A 21,529-nucleotide genomic window follows, 5' to 3' on the forward strand; every position below is an offset into this window, starting at 1 on the left:
CGTTTAAATTTAAAGCACTACGTAATTACCTAGCGATTTATAACGCATTTATTTTTCAATAAAGGCATGCTCAATAACATAATCACCTTGTTTGCGTGACGTTGCTTTAACAAAGCCACGGCCATTTAAAATGTCCATGGTATCGTCTATCATCGCTTGATTTCCGCACAGCATAACTCTGTCTGAAATGGGATTGAGTGCAGGTAAACCAATTTCGTTAGTTAATTCGTCATTAATAAGTAAGTGCGTAATTCGTTTTTGGTGCGCAGGCGTGCCAAATTTTTCACGCGTTACTATGGGGTAATAAATTAGCTTTTCTGTTACCCAGTCACCAAAATATTCATTATTGGGTAACTCATTGCAAATTATCTCTTGGTAGGCAAGTTCTGAAATATAACGCACTGCGTGCACCAAAATTATTTTTTCGTATTGTTCATAAATATCGGGGTCTTTAATAATGCTCATAAATGGTGCTAAACCAGTGCCGGTTGCCAGTAAATAAAGGTGCTTAGCGGGCGTAAGATAGCCAGGCACTAAAGTACCTGCGGTGCGAGTTGAAAGCATAAGCTGATCACCCACTTGCATGTGCTGCAGTCGTGATGTGAGCGCACCATGGGGTACTTTTATACTAAAAAACTCAAGTTCATCTTCATAATTAACGCTGGCAATACTATAGGCACGCAGTAATGGTTTACCATCTACCTCCATACCAATCATTACAAATTGGCCGTTTTCAAACGTGAATGAGGGGCTACGTGTGGTTTTAAAACTAAATAAAGTTTTATTCCAATGGTGAATACTGGTTACTGTTTCTGTAATACTACTTCTCATTAAACACTCCTGTTGCACCCGCTATTATTTTATCTCTTTAGCCACTTACCTGCGCATTAGCAATGGCCTGAATTTTAGCCACAATGGCTTTTAATCCATTTCCTCTGCTGGGGGTTATGTGTCGTTCAAGATCGAGTTGCTTAAAGTAGCTATCAATATCTACGGCTAAAATGTCACTAGCCGTTTTATGATTAAACACCGCCAGTACAAGGGCAAGTAACCCGTTAACAATTACAGCGTCACTGTCTACCTTAAAAGACAGTCGATTGTCGTTTAGCTGACTTGTTAGCCACACTTTACTTTGACACCCTTTTACTAAGTTCTCAGGCGTTTTTTGATTTTCATCAATGCGATCAATACTTTTTCCAAGATCAATTATGTATTGATAACGCTGCTCCCAATCATCAAAAAAAGCCATATCGTCAATAATGTCATCACGCGTTGGTAAATTCATCGGGTACTCTCATTTTAAGGATTAAAAGAACACACCGGCTTCAAGCTGTGCCTCTTCACTCATCATTTCGCGGGACCAAGGTGGGTCAAATAATAATCTAACACTCACTTTTTTAACATTTGGCACCATTGCAAGCCTGTATTCTACATCACCGACTAATACCGGCCCCATGCCACAACCAGGAGCTGTTAGGGTCATGTCAATATTAACTGTGTGGGTGTCTTGATCTATAAGCACATTATAAATTAACCCAAGTGATAACAAATTAATCGGTATTTCAGGATCGTAAATGGTTTCTAATGCCTGTAATATTTGGTCATAATCAATACGCCCATCCTCTGGAATAGGAAAATCAAGCTTTTGTGGTGTACGCCCTAAGGCATCAGCATCGGTGCCATCTATACGTAACATATTACCTTGCCACGTCACGGTGTAATTTCCGCCTAAGTCTTGATTAATATTAACAAATTCACCTTGGGGTATTAGCACTAAGTCACCATTAGGTACTCGGCGCGCTTTACACTCACGCGTTAAAACAACTATTTTTTGCTGCATCTGCTACCCCTTTTTAATGCCTAAGGTGTTACTGGCTTTAGCTAACATTAAAGCTTTCACCGCAACCGCATTCATTTACTACATTGGGGTTATTAAATTTAATGACCCCATTAACGCCTTCTTTAACGTAATCAATTTCAGTGTCTTTAACTAACGCCATAGCGTCTAAAGCAACGGCTAAAGTGAGTGTATCGCTTGCTTTAATTAGGGTGTCGTCTTTTTGTGGCTGTGCAACGACATCTAATACATAGGCATAACCTGTGCAACCACTTGCTTTAGTACTTAATCGCAATAAATGATCAGGGCTATTTTTTAATTTCCCCTCAAAATATTTTATTGCAGACTCTGATAATGTAATAGGTGCACCTTGGCTATTTTTTGGTGTAAACATCTCTACGTTCATTTTACTTCCTCAAGACAACATTTCTTGTACTTTTTTAAGCGCAATGAAAAATGCGTCTATTTCCTCTAATGTATTGTAAATTGAAAACGATGCCCGAGCAGTTCCAGGCAATTCAAGGCGCTGCATAAGGGGCTGAGCGCAATGCTCGCCGCTGCGAATGGCAATACCTTGTTGATCAAGTAAAAAACCAATATCAGTTGCATGACATCCTTGCAGTACAAAGCTTAACACGGCAATTTTTTGAGGCGCATTACCTATTATTGTTAAGCCGTTAAATGCTTCTGCTTGCTCAGTTGCATACGCTAATAATGCGCTCTCGTGTTGCTGTACTGCTGCTAAGTCTAATTGGCTAAACCACTCAATAGCAGCAGCCAAACCAATAGCACCTGCAATATTAGGCGTGCCCGCTTCTAAGCGATTAGGTAACGCTCCCCACGTAGCAGTTTGATAAGTAACACTGGCAATCATTTCGCCGCCAGTTTGCCACACGGGCCAGTTTTCTAATACCGATTCTTTACCCCATAATACGCCCACACCTGTTGGGCCAAACAGCTTATGAGCAGAAAAAACATAAAAATCACAACCAATATCTTGTACGTTTACATTGCCATGGGCAATGGCTTGTGCGCCATCTACAAGCACTAATGCGCCTACTTTTTTAGCATGTTCAGTAAGCACTTTTACCGGGTTAATTGTGCCAAGTGCGTTAGAAATGTGCGTAAAAGCCACCAGCTTAGTGTTACTTGATAACATGCCAACAAATGCATCAATATTTAGTGTGCCATCGTCATCAATGGGGGCAATTTTAAGTGTTGCACCACTTTGGGCACATGCTTGTTGCCAAGTCACTAAATTAGCATGGTGCTCCATTTGCGTAATAAGCACCTCGTCGCCTTTGCTCAGTTGCTTTGCTATGCCATTGGCAACAATATTAATGCCTTCGGTTGTACCACTAGTCCAAATAACTTCATTACGGTTTGGAGCATGAATAAAGCTTGCGACTGTGTCACGAGCACGTTCAAAGCGATTAGTCGCCTCGTTGCTTAAATGATGCGCCCCACGATGAACATTAGCATTACAATGAGTATAAAAATCAGTGATTGCGTTAATCACTGCTTGCGGTTTTTGAGTGGTCGCTGCGTTATCAAAATAAATAAGCGGGCAACCGTTCACTTGCTGCTGCAAAATCGGAAATTGCGACCGCAATTGCGTTATATTTAAAGCACTGTTGGTCATTTTACTTGCATCTCCATAAAACGAGATTTTAACTTTGGTTCAAGCCATTGCATTATTGGCTTATTGGCTATGTTATTGATCAGCTGTTGAATAAAACCAAAGTTTAACATCACCAATGCCTCAGCGCGTGCAATCCCACGAGAACGTAAATAATACAACGCTTCTTCTTCTATTTCGGCAATGGTTGCACCATGGGCGCATTGTACATCGTCAGCATATATTTCAAGTTCAGGCTTGGTATTTACCTGCCCCCGACGCGACAACAATAAATTACGGTTGTTTAACTGAGCGAGGGTTTTTTGTGCATCGCGATGGATATGAATGCGCCCATTAAAAACCGCTTTTGCTTTATCGCCAATAATGCCGCGCGCATTTTCCTCAGTAGTGCCGTTAGGCATGGCATGTTCAATGGTGCTGTGTAAATCAAAATGTTCACCTTGGCCGAGTAAATACACCGTATTAAATTTTGCCTCTGTATGCTGACCATTATGAGCAATATCAACATCTATACGCGAAAGCTCGCTTCCATAGGCAATTAAGGTCGAATTAAGCTTTGCATGCGCTTGTAAACTAAAATGACAACCGCCAAAATAAATTGCCTCACCGCTTTGCATTGCAAGGCGATAATGCTCTAAGTTAGCGTGTTGACCAACATCAAACTCAGCAAAGCAAGTACTTACACTGTTAGCATCGCCTTGTTCTTGTTCAATAACTGTAACTTTAGCGTTATCGCCTACACGCACTAAAACTCGTTGATGAGCCCCTTGTTCTGCGGTACTTACAGACACTATGCGAATTGCTTTTGTGATCTGACTATTGGCTGCTACATTAATAATAACGCCGTCTTGAGCCAATATATCATTTACTAAGCCAAAAAAGTGATGCGCTGGTTTAATGTTATTAAACACGCTTTTAGCCGCATTTTGCTGTTCTTCGCAGGCGGTTAAAAAACCACTAATACGCAACCCCTCAGGTAACGTTTGAGGCATTAAAGATGTTTGCAAAATACCATTTACAAACACCAAATCAATGCTATCTAATCCCTGTATTTCACTCGGTGGTGCTGTTTTTACTGGTGCACAACGATTAAATGAAAGTTCTTCAAAAGCATTTAAGGAGGTATATTTCCAGCGCTCAATTCGCCGATGTGGCCAATCCATTGTTTGTAATTTTGCTAATGATTGCTCCCTTAACGGGCTTAACCAATCATCAACACAGCTGGCATGCTGTATTACCTGTTGTAACCATTGGTTCATGCAGTTTCTCCCTCAGTGCTATCAAGCCCTAAAAATGCATAACCTTGTTTTTCAATTTCTTTCGCTAGTGATGCATCACCACTTTTAACAATTTTGCCGTTGGCTAAAATATGCACATAGTCTGGCTCAATAAAATCAAGTAATCGCTGATAGTGAGTAATTACAATGAAACTACGCTTGCCATCACGCTGGCTATTTACTCCATTAGCAACCACTTGCAGCGCATCAATATCTAAACCCGAGTCAGATTCATCTAAAATACATAACTTAGGCTCAAGCAAAATCATTTGCATAATTTCGTTGCGCTTTTTTTCACCGCCAGAAAAACCTTCATTAACACCGCGCTTTAAAAAATCTAGCGGTAGCTGTACTTGTGCACACGCCTGCTTTGCCTTTTTTAAAAATTCGGTGGCCGTTAGTGGCTCAAGGTTATGCTGCTTACGCATTGCATTAACCGACTCTTTCATAAATTCCATATTACTTACCCCGGGTATTTCAACCGGGTATTGAAATGCTAAAAACAGGCCTTTTTTTGCTCGCTCTTCAATATCCATATCAAGTAACATTTCGTCATTAAAAATTACACTCCCCGCTGACACTTCATACCCTTCGCGCCCCGACAATACATAACCAAGGGTACTTTTTCCTGCACCATTTGGGCCCATAATAGCGTGAACTTCACCTGGTTTAATGTTTAAGTTCAACCCTTTCAAAATATTTGTGTTTTCTACATTTGCGTGTAAATTATTAATTTTAAGCATTATTTTATCCTACTGAACCTTCAAGACTGATCTCAAGTAACTTACCCGCTTCAACAGCGAACTCCATTGGCAACTCTTTAAACACTTCTTTGCAAAAACCATTCACTATCATAGAAACGGCTTTTTCTGCGTCAAGACCACGCTGCTTACATAAAAAAAGCTGCTCATCACTGACTTTTGACGTGGTTGCTTCATGTTCAACAATGGCTGAAGGGTTTCGACTTTCGATATAGGGAAACGTATGCGCACCGCAACGATCGCCAATGAGTAACGAATCGCACTCGGTAAAATTGCGAGCGCCATCGGCTTTTGCACCCATATGCACTAATCCACGGTAGGCATTATTACTATTACCCGCACTGATCCCTTTAGAAATAATGGTCGATTTAGTGTTTTTACCTAAATGAATCATTTTTGTGCCAGTATCGGCTTGCTGTTTTGCACGAGTTAAAGCAACAGAATAAAATTCACCCACGCTGTTATCGCCTTTAAGTATGCAACTAGGGTATTTCCAAGTAATTGCTGAACCTGTCTCAACTTGTGTCCACGAAATTTTTGCACTGGTATGGCAAATACCCCGCTTAGTTACAAAGTTATAAATACCCCCCTTACCATTTTCATCACCTGGGTACCAATTTTGCACAGTTGAATATTTTATTTGCGCATTATCAAGCGCTACAAGTTCAACAACGGCTGCATGTAACTGGTTTTCATCACGTTGCGGCGCTGTGCACCCTTCTAGATAGCTCACATAACTTTGCTCTTCGGCAATAATTAAGGTGCGTTCAAATTGGCCTGTGTTTTGCTCGTTAATTCTAAAGTAAGTAGAGAGCTCCATAGGGCAGCGCACCCCTTTGGGTATATAAACAAAAGAGCCATCTGTAAACACAGCGCTATTAAGCGCCGCAAAATAGTTATCGGCGCGCGGCACCACGCTGCCTAAATACTTTTTAACCAGCTCGGGAAAACGATGAACCGCTTCTGAAATAGGGCAAAAAATCACTCCAGCCTCTTCAAGCTTTTCTCTAAAGGTAGTAACAACCGACACCGAATCAAACACCGCATCCACTGCAACACCCGCAAGCATTTGTTGCTCGTAAAGGGGGATCCCTAGTTTTTCGTAGGTACGCAAAAGCTCTGGATCAACTTCATCAAGCGACTTTGGTTTATCTTTCATACTTTTAGGTGCTGAATAATACGAAATGGCTTGAAAATCAATTTTAGGATACTCAAGGTGCGCCCAATCAGGCTCTTCCATTTTAAGCCAGTTTTTATAAGCATGTAGCCGCCACTCCAGCATCCATTCTGGCTCACCTTTGTTAGCAGAAATACGCTTTATAACATCTTCATCTAACCCAACAGCAAATGTTTCAGACTCAATGTCGGACACAAAGCCCGCACCATATTTTTGTGACAGAACCTGTTCAATTTGTTCACTCATACTTTCGACCCCTTTTACCTTGTTTTATTTAAATACATTAATTATTAAAAACAAAGCATACAAAATACGTAAATTCTCAGACAACATGCGCCCCAAATACTTGAGTAATTTACTCAGGTATAAATCGTATAATACCTGAGTAAATTACTCAAGTATTATCAGAGGTAATTTTCACTCTCGATTAACTATACGCACAGCATTAAAACCCGTTAAAGCCACAATACTAAAATTTGTCACTGTCATTTTTTTATACGATGCAAAATAAAATACGCATGCTTTTTTCGTCTATTAGCACGAAAATATATTTATTTGATTAACGCTAAGATAGGTAATGTTAAAAATTTATGCCTGTCCTTTTTTATACGGCTAGCTCAAATGTGTAAATATGTTGTGTGTCTGTAGGCTTTATACGGGCAGGAGTGCCTAAAACTTACTCTTGTAGGTCTGGCTTCAGCCTGACAACATGACGGGATGAATCCCGACCTACAAAAAAAACACCAATACCCGACATTCCGCAACGCTTTCAGGAATAAATTTCTTGATAGATACTGCCCATGCAATCAATGATTGTCCTGTTCCTCTGCTCTATATTCAATACTAATTCCTGTGTTTCACTTAGCGTTAACACATGAATACCCTGGAAACAGAAAAATACCCAACGCGCTGTTGGGTTTTGACAGGGCTTGTATTTTAAGTTGGGAAAATGAGCTTCCTGCGCTTTTAACTCAGCCCTCATTTTATGCTCCAGTGCGGCGTAAACCATTAAACAGCACGTCATTATCATTAACAGTGCCTCTATCCGCTCTGGTTTTTTCAAGTAAAGTGATGAGGTTAAAAAGTCAGGGCTCTTTAAAAATCGAAATCCTTTCTCAACACTTTGTTGGGATTTGTATAAACTGAGCATTTTTTCCATCGACAGCGAGTCGCGTAAATCATTCGTCGCCAGTATAAACATGCCTTTGTCTTGTAACCTCGTTTTTCTCGCTGCTAGTGTCCAATAAACTGTGCCTGTAATTTGATATTCAATACTATCGGGTTGTTGCGTTAGCTTTGGACGACCACTGCGTTTAAATACGCCCTGCTCAATGATTTCATGCGCATATACTTCACTGTCAGGATGCCCTTTTTGCCACGTTTTTAATGCTTGCTCTGCATCTAAACGACACGCAAATTTTTGTTTGTTTAATTTCTTAAAGGATTTTAGCGTTTCATTGCTTTCTTTTTCCATCCGCTTAGTGAGCGTATGTTGCTCTCTATTTTTGGCTTGCTCACTTTTTAGCAATAACCAACGCTGCTTGACTTCTCCATATTCTGATGTCAACCAAGCGCCGCTATACCCATTGTCCATCTGCTCGAAATTGAGTGTATGTTGTGCCTTGATGGCTTCTTTAACCTGTTTTAATTTTTGTGGCGCACGGGAAATAAAAAGCTGCGCTTGTTCGTGAAGTGATTGGATCGTTTCTGCGGTATAAAGCGCTGCATCGCCAATAAAGTAACGGCTATTCTGTGCCGCTTTGAGACTGCTTATATGCTGTTTTACAATCTGTTTAAAGCCTTCGCTATCATTGCTATTACCGCTGGCTGCTTGCATATAAATAGGGATCCCCGCTCTGTTTTCTGTGATCAAATTCAATATAACTTGATTTAACTCAGGGCGGTGATCTCGACTATAGCCTTTGACAAGTTTGATCGCTTGGCTATCAATATCATCCTCATACTTACCATCAACATGAATACTGGTTGAGTCTAAATTGATACCTTCACAAGGAAGGTTTAAGTGCTTTACAACGTGGGCTGATAAGGTTTGATAAATACCGGAAACACCGGCGTCATACAGTTTATCAAGGCAACGACCTAATGCATCATCATTAATGTACTCAGCTTTTATCCCTTCTCCAATAAGGCGCTCAACGGGGCGCTCTTTAAAGTATTGCGGATACATATGCAGAGTGCGGCCAACAAAACCAAGCCCATTTAAAATCATGGCTTCAACAAGTTGACCATAAGAAATCAACTTATCAGGGCTTTGCTCAGGGAGTGATTGATCAATTAACTTAGCAATACCAAGTTCTTTGTTCATACCTGCGACTAAACCTAAATGATCAAGACTTTTTGTTGAATAAGACGCCATAAATTTTACACCACTTAAAGATAAGTAATAGATCAAAAATGGAGATCGTCGTCAAGCTTTTTTATTAATTTTTTTGGGTGCGGAAAGACGGCAATACCAAATCCTGCGTTTAACGCAGCGCCTCGGTGTGGAAAGAAACTAAAAGGGACAGGCATGTTATTTCCTTAAAGTACACAAGCAGTTTTTATCAATAAATAGAGAATGATTAATGATTTTTAAATTTCGAGGAAACATACTTAAAGTACAAGTCAGTAAAAATTGGCTGCTTTAATCTTATTAACTCAAACAGGCAGAAGTAGAGTCGTTTAAGTGGTTTTACTATAAAACTACTTAGACGCAAATAATGCTCTTAACCCCTACTTTAAAATAAAATACACATGCTTTTGTCGTCTATTAAGACGGAGAAATATTTATTCACTAACACTTAGGCATGGTTAAAAGTTTATGCCTGTCCCTTATTTTTCTTATTTTTGCTTAAAAAATTATTCAGACTCTAAAAACAACAGTTAAAAACTCTTTAAGTACAAATAGTGAATAACCGTTATTTCCCGCAGGGTGGCGGAGCTTGATTGCGAATAAACGCGGGTATGTCAAAAATATCAGAGGCTTGAGGTTTAGCTCTGGTTGCTGGCGATTGTTCTGTTTCGCTGCTAGACGCTTTATTGAACGGTTCTACTACCATCTTTGCGCTCGCCCCTGTCGCAATTATCAATAATTCATAATTGCTGGCTAAGTTTTCAATTTTAGAGACACCACAAATCACTAGCGCATTAGGGCTTACTTGCTGGCGCACTGTATCGGTAATAAGATTATAACTACCCAGTGAAATTTCTTCCTTGCAATTTACTTGTATAATGACCCCTGTGCTTGATGACATATCTACTTGATTAACCAGCGGATTATTAAGCGCACCATTGAGCGCAGTAGTAAGCTCGCTCTCTTCATCGCATTTGCCAACACCTAAAACGGCATCGCCTTGGCAGTCCATAATTTTAGCAAAGTCGTTTAAATCAACATTTATTAACCCTTGATAACACAGCATGTCGATTAGCGATTTTATCAATGAATGCAGTATTTGGTTACTGTGTTTAAACGCGTCAAATAAACCCACGTCATTGCCTAATACTTCAATAAGTTGATCGTTTGGCAGCGTAATAACCGCATTGGCATGCTCTTTAAGCTCATTTAAGCCCGCTTGCGTTATATTGCTTCTAAATTGGCCTTCACTACTAAATGGCATTGTTGCCACAAATATAACCGGCTTATTTTGCTCACGCGCAAGCTGCGCTATAAATGGGCTTGCGCCAGTGCCTGTGCCACCACCAAGCCCTGTTGCACACAATAAAATATCGCAACTACTTATTAATGCTAAAAGTTGCTCTTTACTCTCTTGAGCAGCCTGCAGGCCAATTTTAGGATCGGCGCCCGCGCCATAACCATGGGTGAGCTCTGCACCGATAAGCACGGCATCATCACTTTGGGTATGCTCTAGTACTACTTTATCGGTATTAACACTAAATAACTTGGCTTGCTTACTTTCTCGCTGCTCATAAATACTGTTGAGCGTGTTGCAACCACACCCGCCAATACCAAATACACCAATCGATAAACCATCTTGCTGCTCAATTAATTGAAACATAACCCCTCCTTAACTTTTAAAGCAGCATAACAGACAGGTACGTCAAAAATTGACGCAACCAGACTATTCAAATTAATTAGAAGTAGTTTTTAGTCGCGGCTTTAAGCTTGCTGGTAATGCGTTGCCGCAATTTTTCAGGTTTAATAACTTCCAGCCAATGAGCACATTTAAATAACTCATCGGTTAATTGCTCAGTATCAATAGTTTGGTAGGTGAGTAATACGTTTTTATCGTCAAAATATTGCTTATCGGTCAGCTCGCCAAGCTCAATAAACCCCTGGTTAGCAGCAGAATGCATAGGTACTTTTACTACTAACTCAATAGCTTTTTGCGACATACCTTTGTTAATCGCACTGCGTAACGATTTTAGCTGCTCAACACTTGGCTCTCGTCGTGTCTTTTGCAGAATATGAACATTGCGGATGCGGTAAACCGGCATCTGGTAGCACTTATCGTGAAGCGACCCCACCATAAACTGCACCATTAACACACCGCCTTGCTCAACTAAGTTATAAAAACTCAATTCAGTAAACTTTAACCAATGCGCCTCATCGTACAGCACCCTATAAAGCTCGGCACTCACTGCACGGTTATGCTTAATCGCATGCTCAATTTGCTTAACCAACTGAGTATCAATATTTACTTTTAAGGAAGGCTTTGGCAAGGTTGAAAGCCAATCAGGCACATTACCATTAAAACGTTTAAGTGCCTGTTCTGTTTTAAGGTGAACAGACTGTTTAACATCATCCGGTACAGATTGCGGTAGTAACTGCTCCAACAACAAGTAATGTTCTGCCACTTCACCGCTCATTACTTTTGTGTTACCACCTCGCCACTGCGAGTTAATAGACCAACCATAGGGTTTACTACGTGTATCTTTTTCGAGGCCAAAACAACCTTGATCGTATAATGATTGAAGATCACGTTGAAGCATGCGGGTTGAAAGATCAAACCCACGTTCAACAAGTTTTTGCTGCAGCTGTAGGGTCGAGATAGAGCTTGGCGATATTGGCACAAGCTCTAAAATTGATAAATGGCGGTGTGAATTCATTATGCCTTACTCAATATATAAAGGTGAGATAGAACTTCATTAACTTTTGTAACCAACGATGAAATAGAGAACTATATTTCAGATTCGACCTGACAGATTACTGCCATTAAAATTCAAATTGTGGATATATTTTAACTTAATGGATGAGGTTTATACTTCGCTATCGCAAGGCATTTAGCTGTAAAAGATCAAACTAAATATTTTAATTTCACCTTATTTATCCCTAGCATAGAAAAGCTTATTATGCTCCAACATGTATTTCTTAAATCTCAGTAACTCTAACGTCCCTAATGCTTTAACATTAAGTTCATCATCTTCTTTAATATTTATGCTCTCTAAAGCTTGCCGATCTACGTGTTTTGAAAAAATCATCTTGAAACGTTCTGACTTATTAATAAACGTGATCAGGTATTTATCAAATAAAGCGTCAAGGTGGGCAGTTAGAAACATTCCATTTGCACCATCCCAGTGTTCACCTTCCTTACAATCGCTAAACCTGACAATATGCGATGCAATTAACAACGGCTCAAAATTAATTCTAGTAACTGCACATTGTTTACAATTCCAAGCCTTTTCAACATTTTTACGGAACTTATTTTGTCCCTGACGAACTTTCTGCTCTGAGTTTTTATATGCATTCTCTTCACTATGTTGCTCGTCATCGTCAGGATGCTCATTTTGAGTTGAGTTTTCAGGCTTCAGATTGTTGATTGCTAGCATCCAGTCGAGCAAATCGCATATATTTTGACTTAAAGGATGCTTGAAAGATGCATTTTGGGTTTTTAAATGCTTCTCAAGAACGTTGTATTCAACTTGGTTACCCTTTTTAAATACTTTCTCTAGCAATTTATCATCTAAAAGGATTGGCTTTGGAGGGACAAGCGAATTTTGAAGCTTTGCCCTATGTGTCTTTTCGCGTGTTGATTGCGAATTGCCTTGAGTAAAGCCAACAATTTTGTACTTGCCTACTAACTGGTAAGGTTTTTTAGGCTTTTGTCTTTGTATTACATACACTAAATCCCCCTCGGAAGGTGGGGTTCTAGGATTTTTAGATTGACTTGGACTGTCTTTAAACCAGTTTCCAGGGCTTTCAGATTTGAATCCATAACCCATGTCGGTTATGAACTCTCCGCCAAGTTTATAATCTTTATGGAGTGCAAAAAAGCTATTCATTTTTTTTAGTGTCCTATTTTAGGTTTCATCAAAATACAATAACTTGCTAGGTATTAACTAGCTATCATTTTATGTGTTGCTGACTACTGAACTCTATTAAACTTAATTAAGACGGCTTTATTTTAAATTTTCTAAATAAGTGTAACACCCTGACCCTATGATACATAACCCCTTATCACTGAATGAAGATAGATATTAATTACTCCTTATTCGCTTTAAAACTCTGCGCTTGTTCAAATATTTCTTTTTATACTTCACCACAGCTGATTGGCGGGTATTTAAATTTAGCCAGCACCAAAAGCTCTACTTTGATAGTGCCGATTTAATATCGTTTCGGTGATTCCAATCTACAAATTTACTTTGTCGTTTACTATCACTATTTTTTAAAAGCAATCCGGAAAATAGTCACGCAATAACTTCATCATATTACGTTTTTGTTTAAAATTCTTAATGAGTGTAGTAATCATGTTATACAGTGGCGTGCAGTCAGCATTTGTGTCTTTTAAATTTTTCTCTATTTTAATTAATAGATTAGTTGCTTCACGGTAGGCGTCATTGTTGGTTTGTCCAATTATTTTGCTAAGTGATTTGTGATACAAGTCAATCGACTCGTGTGGGTATTGCGCCATAATTAAACCAGCTAACGTTATCAATTGACTCGACTTAACATCATGTTTTGCAGCCCATGAACGTGCTTTGTCAATGTCATTTTGATCAATATAAAAATCCAGTAACTCGCTTGGGTAATTAGTAAAGCGACGAATACCTTGGTTTAGCTGAGTGCCTTGACTTGATAGCGATAGCAATAATTGCTCTACCTTTTGCGTAAACTCTGCGTCAATAACGCCGGTTTTTTGTTGTAACGCTTGTAAATCTTTAAAGCCATTAAAACTTGGGTTATCAACAAATAACTGCCACGCTATTGCCCATGCGGCCTTAAATTCTGATAACTCAAGGCGAATTTCAATTTCAGCACGTTTACATGCAAGCTGCTCATGGGGGGTATTTGCGCGTTGATAAGCTTGCTTTAAATAATATTCAGCATCTAACAGGTCATTACGTTCTTTGCAAAGCGCCACTATTTTTAAATAATCTGCTGAATTATTGGCTGTTATTTTAATTAAACGCAGTTGCTCTTGCCAATCATCTTGCATTTGCGCTTGTTTTATTAATACCGAGGTAAGGCGCAGCAGTGCGCTTTTTTGTCTCCAGTCATCAAAATCAACGCCCACTTGCAGGCGTTTTTCTATTGCCGTTGCACACTGTGATAAAAACAAGGTATTTACACTGGGTGTTATATCAAAGTCTTCTGGCACACTCGGAAACACATCGTATTTATACTCTGCAAAGTGCTCAAAAATCCACTGCGCTTTTTGCTCATCAGACCAAGGCAGTTGATTAAACAGTTCGCCCAGGTTTTCGTTAAGTTGCCCTTCGATTTCAAAGCGAAAACCGCCCGAATCATCTATTTGCTCAAGCACTGTATTTAAACGTACCAAGGCTTTAAGGTTTAGCTGCCATTGCTGATCAACGGGCAGTTTTTCTATTGCAGGGAATATCATTTCAAACAATGACTCTGCCTCAGCAAAATAGCCACGCACTTCATTCCAATCCCACACAGGCTCTTTAGGCAACGCTTTGGTGATCAGTTTACTTAGCTCGCTGGCGCCCAGTGCCTGCTTATCGTTTGACATCATCATTAGCCATTTGCTGTATTCATGCTCTGACTCATCTAAAAACCTCATGATTATATCGGTAAGTTCATTAACTGATTTATCTAAAAACCATGCCATTAATTCACTACGCTCATTGTCTTGCGCTGTTTCATCATTGGCGTTTACGTCGGCGAATTCAGCTGCCGATAAACTGTTTACTTTGAGTGCCACAGCAACGGCGTGTTTGCATATTTCTTGATAGTCGGCAGCAGGGCATGTACAGCTTGCCAAACATTGCCCGCCAGCACTGTTTTCTAAGCTGACTTTGTATTTATACTGCCCCGCCACGCTCGCCATCGCTTTATTATCAACAATAAGTAACTTGCTAACATGGTTTGCAGCATACAAACCATAGCCCAAATCGTACGTTTTACTGGCCACGCGTTGCTTTATTTCATTTATGTCAAATACCACAGTAATCCTTATTATTAGTTAAGTTTGTAGGTCATCAGGGAATCAAAAAATACATCCTAAAAAATAAATTAAATAAGTATTCTGTATTTTTTGGCATTGCTTTAAAAGTGCGACCAGCGTTTTTTTGGTGCAGCGTTCATGTGCTCTGCCTTAGGCAAGAATATCAATATAATTTAAAAAGTCCCTTAAAAAAATATGATCATGCTCTGCACTAGCGTATATACTAAACAAAGATACCTATGATTTGCCAAATATATGTGAATAACTATGAGCAATAAAAACAACGAAATTTTACTAGAAAGCGGCACTAATGAGCTGGAAATTATTGAATTTCATTTAGAAAAATCTTTAGCTAACGGCCAAACCAAAACGTGCTATTACGGGATTAATGTTGCCAAAGTGAGAGAGGTGATCCGCGTTCCAGAGACTACCGACTACCCTAATGCTCAACCGCATATGATTGGCGTATTTTCGTCACGAGACATACTAACGCCTCTTGTTGACCTTGCTGGTTGGTTAGGTGTGCCAACATCAACAACGCTTGATAACAAATACGTAATTGTTACCGACTTTAATAAAATGACTAATGGCTTTTTAATCGACAGTGTTAGCCGGATACACCGTATTTCATGGAATGACGTTGAATCACCCAGCCAATTTTTAGAAGCTGGTGAGCAAGACTGTGTTGTTGCTGTGGTTCGTAAAGAACACAAACTGATCATGATTTTGGATTTTGAAAAAATAATTGCCGATATTAACCCAGAGCTTAGTATGGAAAAATATGATGTTAAGCTTGATCGTTCAGTAGATTTAAATGAAAAAATGATCAGCAAACGTAATGCTAAAACAATCATGGTAGTGGATGATTCTGCGTTTATTCGTAGTATGATCCAAGAAACCTTAACCTCATCTGGGTACAACGTCATTACTAGTAAAGATGGGGGCGAAGCGTTTGAAAAACTGAACGATATTCAACGAATTACCGAGGCAGAAAACTCTTCAATTGATGGCATTGTTAATGCTATTGTTACTGACGTTGAAATGCCACGGATGGATGGTATGCATTTAGTAAAGCGTTTGCGAGAAAATAAATTTTTTAACAATACGCCTATTATTATGTTTTCATCCATTATGAGTGAAGATAACCGAGGTAAGGCGCTTGAATTAGGCGCTAATGATACAATCACTAAGCCTGAAATCGGTAAAATGGTTGGTTTGATGGACCAGTATATTTTTAATTCTTAGCGCCATTGGCATGCCCTCTGGTCTTTATATCCCCCCGCTCAACACCGTTAAACTTGTTGCCCTTACGATTTAAGAAACGCAACTTAATCACCTATAAAGCAGTTGTCAGCACCACTAAAACGAGAGACAGCGCCTCTCGTTTTAAGCCATTGCTAATTCAATAACTATAGTCTAACCCGTTAATCTCACATATTTTTCAGCTAATTGATCTATACTTTCTCGATTTAGAGGATCGGGCTTAATGCAGTCTATTGGGCATACGCTCACACAGGTAGGTTTGTCGTAGTGGCCAACACATTCGGTGCATTTTGCGGGGTCGATTTTATAGATTTTAGCGCCCATGTAAATGGCTTCATTAGGGCACTCAGGGTCGCACATATCACAGTTAATGCATTTACTATTTATGAGTAAAGCCACTCTCTAACCTCATTTATTGGATCTAGTACTGCTAGCATAAAATTACAGCCGTGAATTATGCATTTTATGCTGTGTTGCTTTGTTGATCTTCATCAATAAAAACTGTAACTGGCAATTCGCATTCAGCCATTAGCTAAAAACAGCACAGTACCCGCTTCCACAATAAAAAAGTTTGAAGTTACTGGGCTCATTTCATTCAGGCAGCTATTACTTCTATGGCAAACTCATTACGACTTAACAAAAGCGCCAACTCAAAATAAGATAGCAGAGATTATTTTCAACTTTAAAAACACAGCTAAAGCACTCGGCGTAAATAAGCAAACGATTAACTTAATAGAGCAACAGCTTGATAATACGTACGCCATGAATAAGCATTTAACTAGTAGTTAAACCGCTTGTTTGAAAGGATTGCGGGTGTCTTGGTTTTCGTCCAAATTACGCATTAATATGGCGTGTTCTAAATCGATAGTGTCGGGCAGTGGAATTTTTACTATATGCCCTGAACCTTTAGCATCGGTAATTGCCTCGCCTTTTTTGTTTTCCATAAAATCGAGGTTAAAGCTAATATTACCTTGTGGGGTCATCAGCTCTAATGAGTGACCTACACAGAATTTGTTTTTAACATCAATCTCAACCAAACCACTGCCACTACGACCAAGTACTTCACCAACAAACTGCTGCTTATCTGACACGGAATGGCCGTACTCATAATTTTGATAATCTTGATGGGCGTGGCGTTTTAAAAAGCCTTCGGTGTAACCACGATGTGCTAAATTTTCTAACGTTTTAAATAAGTTGGCATCGAATGGGTGCCCCTCTACTGCGTCATCTATGGCTTTGCGATAAACTTGTGCTGTGCGCGCAACATAATAAAACGATTTGGTACGACCTTCTATTTTAAGGCTATGTACGCCCATTTTTGTTAACTGCTCTACGTATTGCACGGCGCGTAAGTCTTTTGAGTTCATGATATAAGTACCGTGCTCGTCTTCAAATGCAGGCATGTATTCTCCCGGGCGGCCTTGCTCTTCTAGCATAAACACATCCTTGCTCGGCGCACCTTCACCTAACGTAGGAATAACCGTTTTAGGGTCAATTTTATGCACCATTTCACCGGTTTCGTTTTCTACGCCCGGTTTTACATCGTACTCCCAACGACACGCATTGGTGCAGGTGCCTTGGTTAGGATCGCGTTTATTAATATAACCCGAGAGTAAACAACGCCCTGAATAGGCCATACACAGCGCACCATGCACAAACACTTCTAGCTCAGTGTGTGGGCAAAGTGTACGGATTTCGCTTATTTCTTCAAGCGATAATTCGCGAGATAAAATTACCCGTTCAATGCCCTGTTTTGCCCAAAACAATACGCTGGCATAATTTACCGCATTCGCCTGTACCGATAAATGAATTGGCATATCAGGCCACTTTTCTCGCACGAGCATAATTAAACCTGGATCTGACATGATCAGCGCATCAGGCCCCATAGCAATAACAGGCTCTATATCGCGTAAATACGATTTAACTTTAGCATTATGCGGCGCAATATTAGAGACCACATAAAACTTTTTATTCAGCGCATGGGCTTCGTTAATACCTATTTGTAATGTCTCAAGATCAAATTCGTTATTGCGCACTCGTAAGCTATAACGCGGTTGGCCGGCATACACCGCATCAGCCCCATAGGCAAAGGCAAAACGCATATTTTTTAAACTGCCTGCAGGGCAAAGTAACTCTGGAATAAATGGGATTGAAGAAGTAACCGTTGACATGTGCGCTCCATACATCGAACTGGGGTCAAGCCAGTTGCATGAATAGTTAAGAAATATAAAGCGCGCAAGTATAATGAGTGGTCAAAAGAGAAGCCTTGATCAAGATCATCAATTTTCTCTTAACATAACCAATAAAAGGACTAGTTTTTACTGGTTAATTGATTTGAAAATTGGCTAACTGCATCAACAACCTGTTGCGCCCCTTTTTTAATGTCGCTCATTACATCACCAGATTCTTTGGAGAGTTCAAGTCCTTGTTGCGCTTTAATTTTACCTTGCTCTATTGCAGCAACCGTTGATTGGGTTAAGTTTTGGTTTTGCTGAACTACATCCACTATTTCTTCGGTAGCCTTACTGGTTCTTGAAGCTAATAAACGTACCTCATCGGCCACCACCGCAAAGCCACGGCCTTGCTCCCCTGCACGTGCCGCCTCAATGGCTGCGTTCAGTGCTAATAAGTTCGTTTGATCAGCAATGCTACTAATACTTTGCACTATGCTTGCGATAAGCTGCGATTGTTTATCTAACGCAGAAATTTCTTGACCTGCTTGCTCCATCTGCACTGATAACTCATTCATTACCTGTACTGTTTTTTGTACTACTAGAGCACCTTTATCAGCGTTATTATCGGTTTCTACAGAGGTGCTATGGGCAATGCTCGCCGCTTGCTCTATGGCAAGCTCTCTCTCGACCTGATCAGTGATCACGGTAGCAAATTTAACTACTTTGTAAAGCTCATTGGCTTCATTAAAAATAGGGTTATAAGACGCTTCCAACCATACCGTATGACCCTGTTTGTCTACACGTTTAAACCTACTTGCAATAAACTCACCACTGCGTAATCGTTGCCAAAACGCTTGATACTCTTTACTGTTTGCTTCTTGCTCATCACAAAACATAACATGATGCTTACCCACAACCTCTTGTTTTGAATAACCCATACCCTTTAAAAAGTTATCGTTAACGCCAAGCACTATGCCTTTAATATCAAACTCTATAACCGCAGTTGAGCGATGCAACGCTTTAATTAGATCTTGATTTTCTCTTGAACTTTCAATTATCTGTGTAAGTACCGTGCAATGCATGGTTAAATATTCAAGCTGATTTTGCTCATTTTTAATCGGGTGCAAAATACAACGTAACCAATCTCGCTTTCCGTCTTGGTGTAATAATTGAATAGCACCTGCAAAGTGCTCAGACTTAGTTATCGCTTTTTTGAACGAATGATAATCTGGATTATTTCTAGCGTTCTCAGGTATAAAATCTAAAATATTTTTATTGATTAGTAGATCGTTTGCATAATCAAACGTCTGCTGAAAATTTTTATTTTGTCTTAAAATAGCACCTTGCTTATTAAGCTCTAATACCAGCATTTCACTGTCTAAGCTTTGCTTAACCTGCTCCCTAACAGAAAGCTTACTTTGTAAATCAGCAATTTGATTTTTTAAAGATTGGTTAAAAAACATATTATTACCTTAATGTTTGCGTCTGGGCATATAAATTTGGCGCTGACGAATCCCCACAAAATAAAAATTAATGGTAGACTCTCATGATTATTTGTGATCAAATTTTTTCACTATAAAAAAACTCACTCATAATCATGAAAGCCACCGAAATATTACACAAAGATATTGCCATTGCCTACCCTGAAATTCATAAAACACGTTTAAATACAGTCTTTACGTTTGTTAACTCAGGCTTGCGTGATCAGCGCGTTACTGTCACTTACCTAGGCCGAGGATTAAAATCATTTTCTAATACCGATAAAAAACATGATATTAAACGCGCAGACCGTTTGATTGGTAATGCTAACCTGCATCAAGAACGTCTTTGTTTCTATGAGCATATGACCGAATGCTTAGTAGGCCAGCAACAACACCCACTTATTATCGTTGACTGGTCACCTATTAATGGCGGCGAAATATTTCAAGTGCTCAGGGCAAGCATACCAATGGGGGGAAGAGCGTTAACGCTCTATGAAAAAGTGTATCCTGAAAGCGAATTAAATACCGAAGCGGCTCATCAACACTTACTCGATAGCTTGGCACAGTGTTTACCTGCAGATTGTCAGCCTATTATTTTATCTGATGCTATTTTTAGAACGCCATGGTTTAAAGCCATAGAAGATAAAGGCTGGTATTGGCTTGGGCGCGTCAGAGGCAATGTGACCTTATCTAGCGACCTTGAGACATGGCGAAATTGTAAATCATGGTTTGAGCAAGCAACAGGTAAACCACACCTTCTGACACAGATTTACTACGGAAAAACAGTTCGTTTCGCGTGCCAAGGTGTTTTGTTTAGAGGGAAAAACAAGGGACGTAAAAAAATCAAAAAACGGGGTGGGCAATCTCAATGTACAACGGTTAAATACCAACAACAAAAGGCCAAAGAGCCTTGGCTACTTGTGTTTAATTTACCTACACAATTTACAGATAAGCCTCAACGGATTGTGACTTTATATAAACAACGTATGCAAATAGAAGAAAGTTTCAGAGACACTAAGAATGCAAAACTTGGCATTAGTTTAGCCTTTGCAAATTCAAGAAGCGCAGAAAGGTTTGATAATTTATTGCTCATAGCGGCGTTAATGTTGTTTGTCTTATGGTGCATAGGGTACACCGTGTCGGCACAACAAGGGGATGCGGCATTACAAGCGAATACAGAGAAAAAACGACGAGTATTGTCCTATATTTATCTTGGCAAAGAAGTGGTTGATGATCCTAGGTATGAGCCTGATGGGCAGTTCATTATTTATGTGTATAGCCAGTTGTCACTTCTGACTATACAAATTGATAATTTAGGCTAAATTCGTGGGGATCTCTCAGAATTTGGCGTTCTTTATAGGTGTGCTATAAATAACAACTTAGGTCACAAAAATAATAGTATAGCGAATGTTAATAAATATATATTAAACGTAACTATATTGTTTTTGGCTCATAAATACGGATTGATAAATTATAATAATCAGTAAAATAGAATAAATTAGGTTTTTTTGACTAAAACGCGTATAATTCGCGCCCGTTAATATTCAACCT

General features: G+C 39.5%; 17 protein-coding genes and 2 pseudogenes. 3 read left to right on the forward strand and 16 right to left on the reverse strand.

Annotated elements, in window-relative coordinates:
• Window positions 1-48: 48 nt before the first annotated feature.
• The 13 genes and pseudogenes from AC6H44_RS16830 to AC6H44_RS16890 all read right to left on the reverse strand — a co-directional run bounded on the left by AC6H44_RS16830 (window position 49) and on the right by AC6H44_RS16890 (window position 15,060).
• Window positions 49-831, reverse strand: a complete 783-nt coding sequence (locus tag AC6H44_RS16830; RefSeq protein WP_500739003.1) for a ferredoxin--NADP reductase — start codon at window positions 829-831, stop codon at window positions 49-51.
• Window positions 832-868: 37 nt separating this feature from the next.
• Entirely contained in the window at window positions 869-1,285 is a 417-nt protein-coding gene (locus AC6H44_RS16835; protein WP_500739005.1) for a SufE family protein, read from the reverse strand.
• Between the two features lie 21 nt (window positions 1,286-1,306).
• The gene (gene sufT, locus AC6H44_RS16840; protein ID WP_500739006.1) at window positions 1,307-1,840 is read right to left on the reverse strand and encodes a putative Fe-S cluster assembly protein SufT; all 534 of its coding nucleotides are present in this window, start codon (window positions 1,838-1,840) and stop codon (window positions 1,307-1,309) included.
• Window positions 1,841-1,877: 37 nt separating this feature from the next.
• Window positions 1,878-2,243: an iron-sulfur cluster assembly accessory protein gene (locus AC6H44_RS16845; protein WP_500739008.1), complete on the reverse strand. Its 366-nt coding sequence runs from the start codon at window positions 2,241-2,243 to the stop codon at window positions 1,878-1,880.
• A 9-nt stretch (window positions 2,244-2,252) separates the two neighbouring features.
• Window positions 2,253-3,479, reverse strand: coding sequence for an aminotransferase class V-fold PLP-dependent enzyme (locus tag AC6H44_RS16850; protein WP_500739009.1), 1,227 nt, complete (start codon window positions 3,477-3,479; stop codon window positions 2,253-2,255).
• Complete coding sequence (sufD, locus tag AC6H44_RS16855) at window positions 3,476-4,735, reverse strand: Fe-S cluster assembly protein SufD (protein WP_500739010.1); 1,260 nt, start codon at window positions 4,733-4,735, stop codon at window positions 3,476-3,478. Before sufD ends, AC6H44_RS16850 begins: the two co-directional genes overlap by 4 nt.
• Window positions 4,732-5,436 (reverse strand): annotated as a pseudogene (sufC, locus tag AC6H44_RS16860) (Fe-S cluster assembly ATPase SufC); the annotation flags it as partial. The pseudogene sufC and the gene sufD, both read right to left, overlap by 4 nt.
• 64 nt (window positions 5,437-5,500) lie before the next feature.
• Window positions 5,501-6,937, reverse strand: coding sequence for a Fe-S cluster assembly protein SufB (gene sufB / locus AC6H44_RS16865; RefSeq protein ID WP_500739011.1), 1,437 nt, complete (start codon window positions 6,935-6,937; stop codon window positions 5,501-5,503).
• 523 nt (window positions 6,938-7,460) lie between these two features.
• Complete coding sequence (locus tag AC6H44_RS16870) at window positions 7,461-9,068, reverse strand: IS1634 family transposase (RefSeq protein WP_500739012.1); 1,608 nt, start codon at window positions 9,066-9,068, stop codon at window positions 7,461-7,463.
• Window positions 9,069-9,609: 541 nt separating this feature from the next.
• Window positions 9,610-10,707 carry a cell division protein FtsZ gene (locus AC6H44_RS16875; RefSeq protein ID WP_500739013.1) on the reverse strand — a complete coding sequence of 366 codons (1,098 nt, stop codon included), beginning with the start codon at window positions 10,705-10,707 and terminating at the stop codon, window positions 9,610-9,612.
• Between the two features lie 76 nt (window positions 10,708-10,783).
• Window positions 10,784-11,758, reverse strand: coding sequence for a transcriptional factor (locus AC6H44_RS16880; protein ID WP_500739014.1), 975 nt, complete (start codon window positions 11,756-11,758; stop codon window positions 10,784-10,786).
• Window positions 11,759-11,971: 213 nt separating this feature from the next.
• Window positions 11,972-12,931 carry an HNH endonuclease gene (locus tag AC6H44_RS16885; protein WP_500739015.1) on the reverse strand — a complete coding sequence of 320 codons (960 nt, stop codon included), beginning with the start codon at window positions 12,929-12,931 and terminating at the stop codon, window positions 11,972-11,974.
• Between the two features lie 383 nt (window positions 12,932-13,314).
• Window positions 13,315-15,060, reverse strand: coding sequence for an SWIM zinc finger family protein (locus AC6H44_RS16890; protein WP_500739017.1), 1,746 nt, complete (start codon window positions 15,058-15,060; stop codon window positions 13,315-13,317).
• Between the two features lie 267 nt (window positions 15,061-15,327).
• On the opposite strand from AC6H44_RS16890, the gene AC6H44_RS16895 reads away from it, so the two are divergent.
• The gene (locus tag AC6H44_RS16895) at window positions 15,328-16,305 is read left to right on the forward strand and encodes a chemotaxis protein CheV (RefSeq protein ID WP_500739018.1); all 978 of its coding nucleotides are present in this window, start codon (window positions 15,328-15,330) and stop codon (window positions 16,303-16,305) included.
• A 171-nt stretch (window positions 16,306-16,476) separates the two neighbouring features.
• Here AC6H44_RS16895 and AC6H44_RS16900 read toward each other — a convergent pair whose 3' ends face one another.
• On the reverse strand, window positions 16,477-16,722 hold the full coding sequence (locus tag AC6H44_RS16900; protein WP_500739019.1) for a YfhL family 4Fe-4S dicluster ferredoxin: 246 nt from the start codon (window positions 16,720-16,722) through the stop codon (window positions 16,477-16,479).
• A gap of 108 nt (window positions 16,723-16,830) precedes the next feature.
• Here AC6H44_RS16900 and AC6H44_RS16905 point away from each other — a divergent pair.
• Window positions 16,831-16,989, forward strand: a pseudogene (locus AC6H44_RS16905) (transcriptional regulator); the annotation flags it as partial.
• Between the two features lie 119 nt (window positions 16,990-17,108).
• On the opposite strand, the gene trhP reads toward AC6H44_RS16905, so the two are convergent.
• The gene (gene trhP / locus AC6H44_RS16910; RefSeq protein ID WP_500739020.1) at window positions 17,109-18,494 is read right to left on the reverse strand and encodes a prephenate-dependent tRNA uridine(34) hydroxylase TrhP; all 1,386 of its coding nucleotides are present in this window, start codon (window positions 18,492-18,494) and stop codon (window positions 17,109-17,111) included.
• A 140-nt stretch (window positions 18,495-18,634) separates the two neighbouring features.
• A complete protein-coding gene (locus AC6H44_RS16915; RefSeq protein ID WP_500739022.1) occupies window positions 18,635-19,960 on the reverse strand; it encodes a methyl-accepting chemotaxis protein in 1,326 nt (441 codons plus the stop codon).
• Between the two features lie 134 nt (window positions 19,961-20,094).
• Between AC6H44_RS16915 and AC6H44_RS16920 the strand changes: the two genes are divergently transcribed.
• Complete coding sequence (locus AC6H44_RS16920; RefSeq protein ID WP_500736204.1) at window positions 20,095-21,300, forward strand: IS4 family transposase; 1,206 nt, start codon at window positions 20,095-20,097, stop codon at window positions 21,298-21,300.
• Window positions 21,301-21,529 lie beyond the last annotated feature (229 nt).

This window comes from Pseudoalteromonas sp. TAP-3C, assembly GCF_059888565.1.

Bases quoted from the DNA above. Each gene is read 5' to 3' on its own strand.
- trhP (WP_500739020.1), bottom strand. From the start codon at position 18,494: ATGTCAACGGTTACTTCTTCAATCCCATTTATTCCAGAGTTACTTTGC.
- AC6H44_RS16920 (WP_500736204.1), top strand. From the start codon at position 20,095: ATGAAAGCCACCGAAATATTACACAAAGATATTGCCATTGCCTACCCT.
- sufD (WP_500739010.1), bottom strand. From the start codon at position 4,735: ATGAACCAATGGTTACAACAGGTAATACAGCATGCCAGCTGTGTTGAT.
- AC6H44_RS16845 (WP_500739008.1), bottom strand. From the start codon at position 2,243: ATGAACGTAGAGATGTTTACACCAAAAAATAGCCAAGGTGCACCTATT.
- AC6H44_RS16875 (WP_500739013.1), bottom strand. From the start codon at position 10,707: ATGTTTCAATTAATTGAGCAGCAAGATGGTTTATCGATTGGTGTATTT.
- AC6H44_RS16915 (WP_500739022.1), bottom strand. From the start codon at position 19,960: ATGTTTTTTAACCAATCTTTAAAAAATCAAATTGCTGATTTACAAAGT.
- sufB (WP_500739011.1), bottom strand. From the start codon at position 6,937: ATGAGTGAACAAATTGAACAGGTTCTGTCACAAAAATATGGTGCGGGC.
- AC6H44_RS16835 (WP_500739005.1), bottom strand. From the start codon at position 1,285: ATGAATTTACCAACGCGTGATGACATTATTGACGATATGGCTTTTTTT.
- AC6H44_RS16880 (WP_500739014.1), bottom strand. From the start codon at position 11,758: ATGAATTCACACCGCCATTTATCAATTTTAGAGCTTGTGCCAATATCG.
- AC6H44_RS16895 (WP_500739018.1), top strand. From the start codon at position 15,328: ATGAGCAATAAAAACAACGAAATTTTACTAGAAAGCGGCACTAATGAG.
- AC6H44_RS16870 (WP_500739012.1), bottom strand. From the start codon at position 9,068: ATGGCGTCTTATTCAACAAAAAGTCTTGATCATTTAGGTTTAGTCGCA.
- sufT (WP_500739006.1), bottom strand. From the start codon at position 1,840: ATGCAGCAAAAAATAGTTGTTTTAACGCGTGAGTGTAAAGCGCGCCGA.
- AC6H44_RS16885 (WP_500739015.1), bottom strand. From the start codon at position 12,931: ATGAATAGCTTTTTTGCACTCCATAAAGATTATAAACTTGGCGGAGAG.
- AC6H44_RS16830 (WP_500739003.1), bottom strand. From the start codon at position 831: ATGAGAAGTAGTATTACAGAAACAGTAACCAGTATTCACCATTGGAAT.
- AC6H44_RS16850 (WP_500739009.1), bottom strand. From the start codon at position 3,479: ATGACCAACAGTGCTTTAAATATAACGCAATTGCGGTCGCAATTTCCG.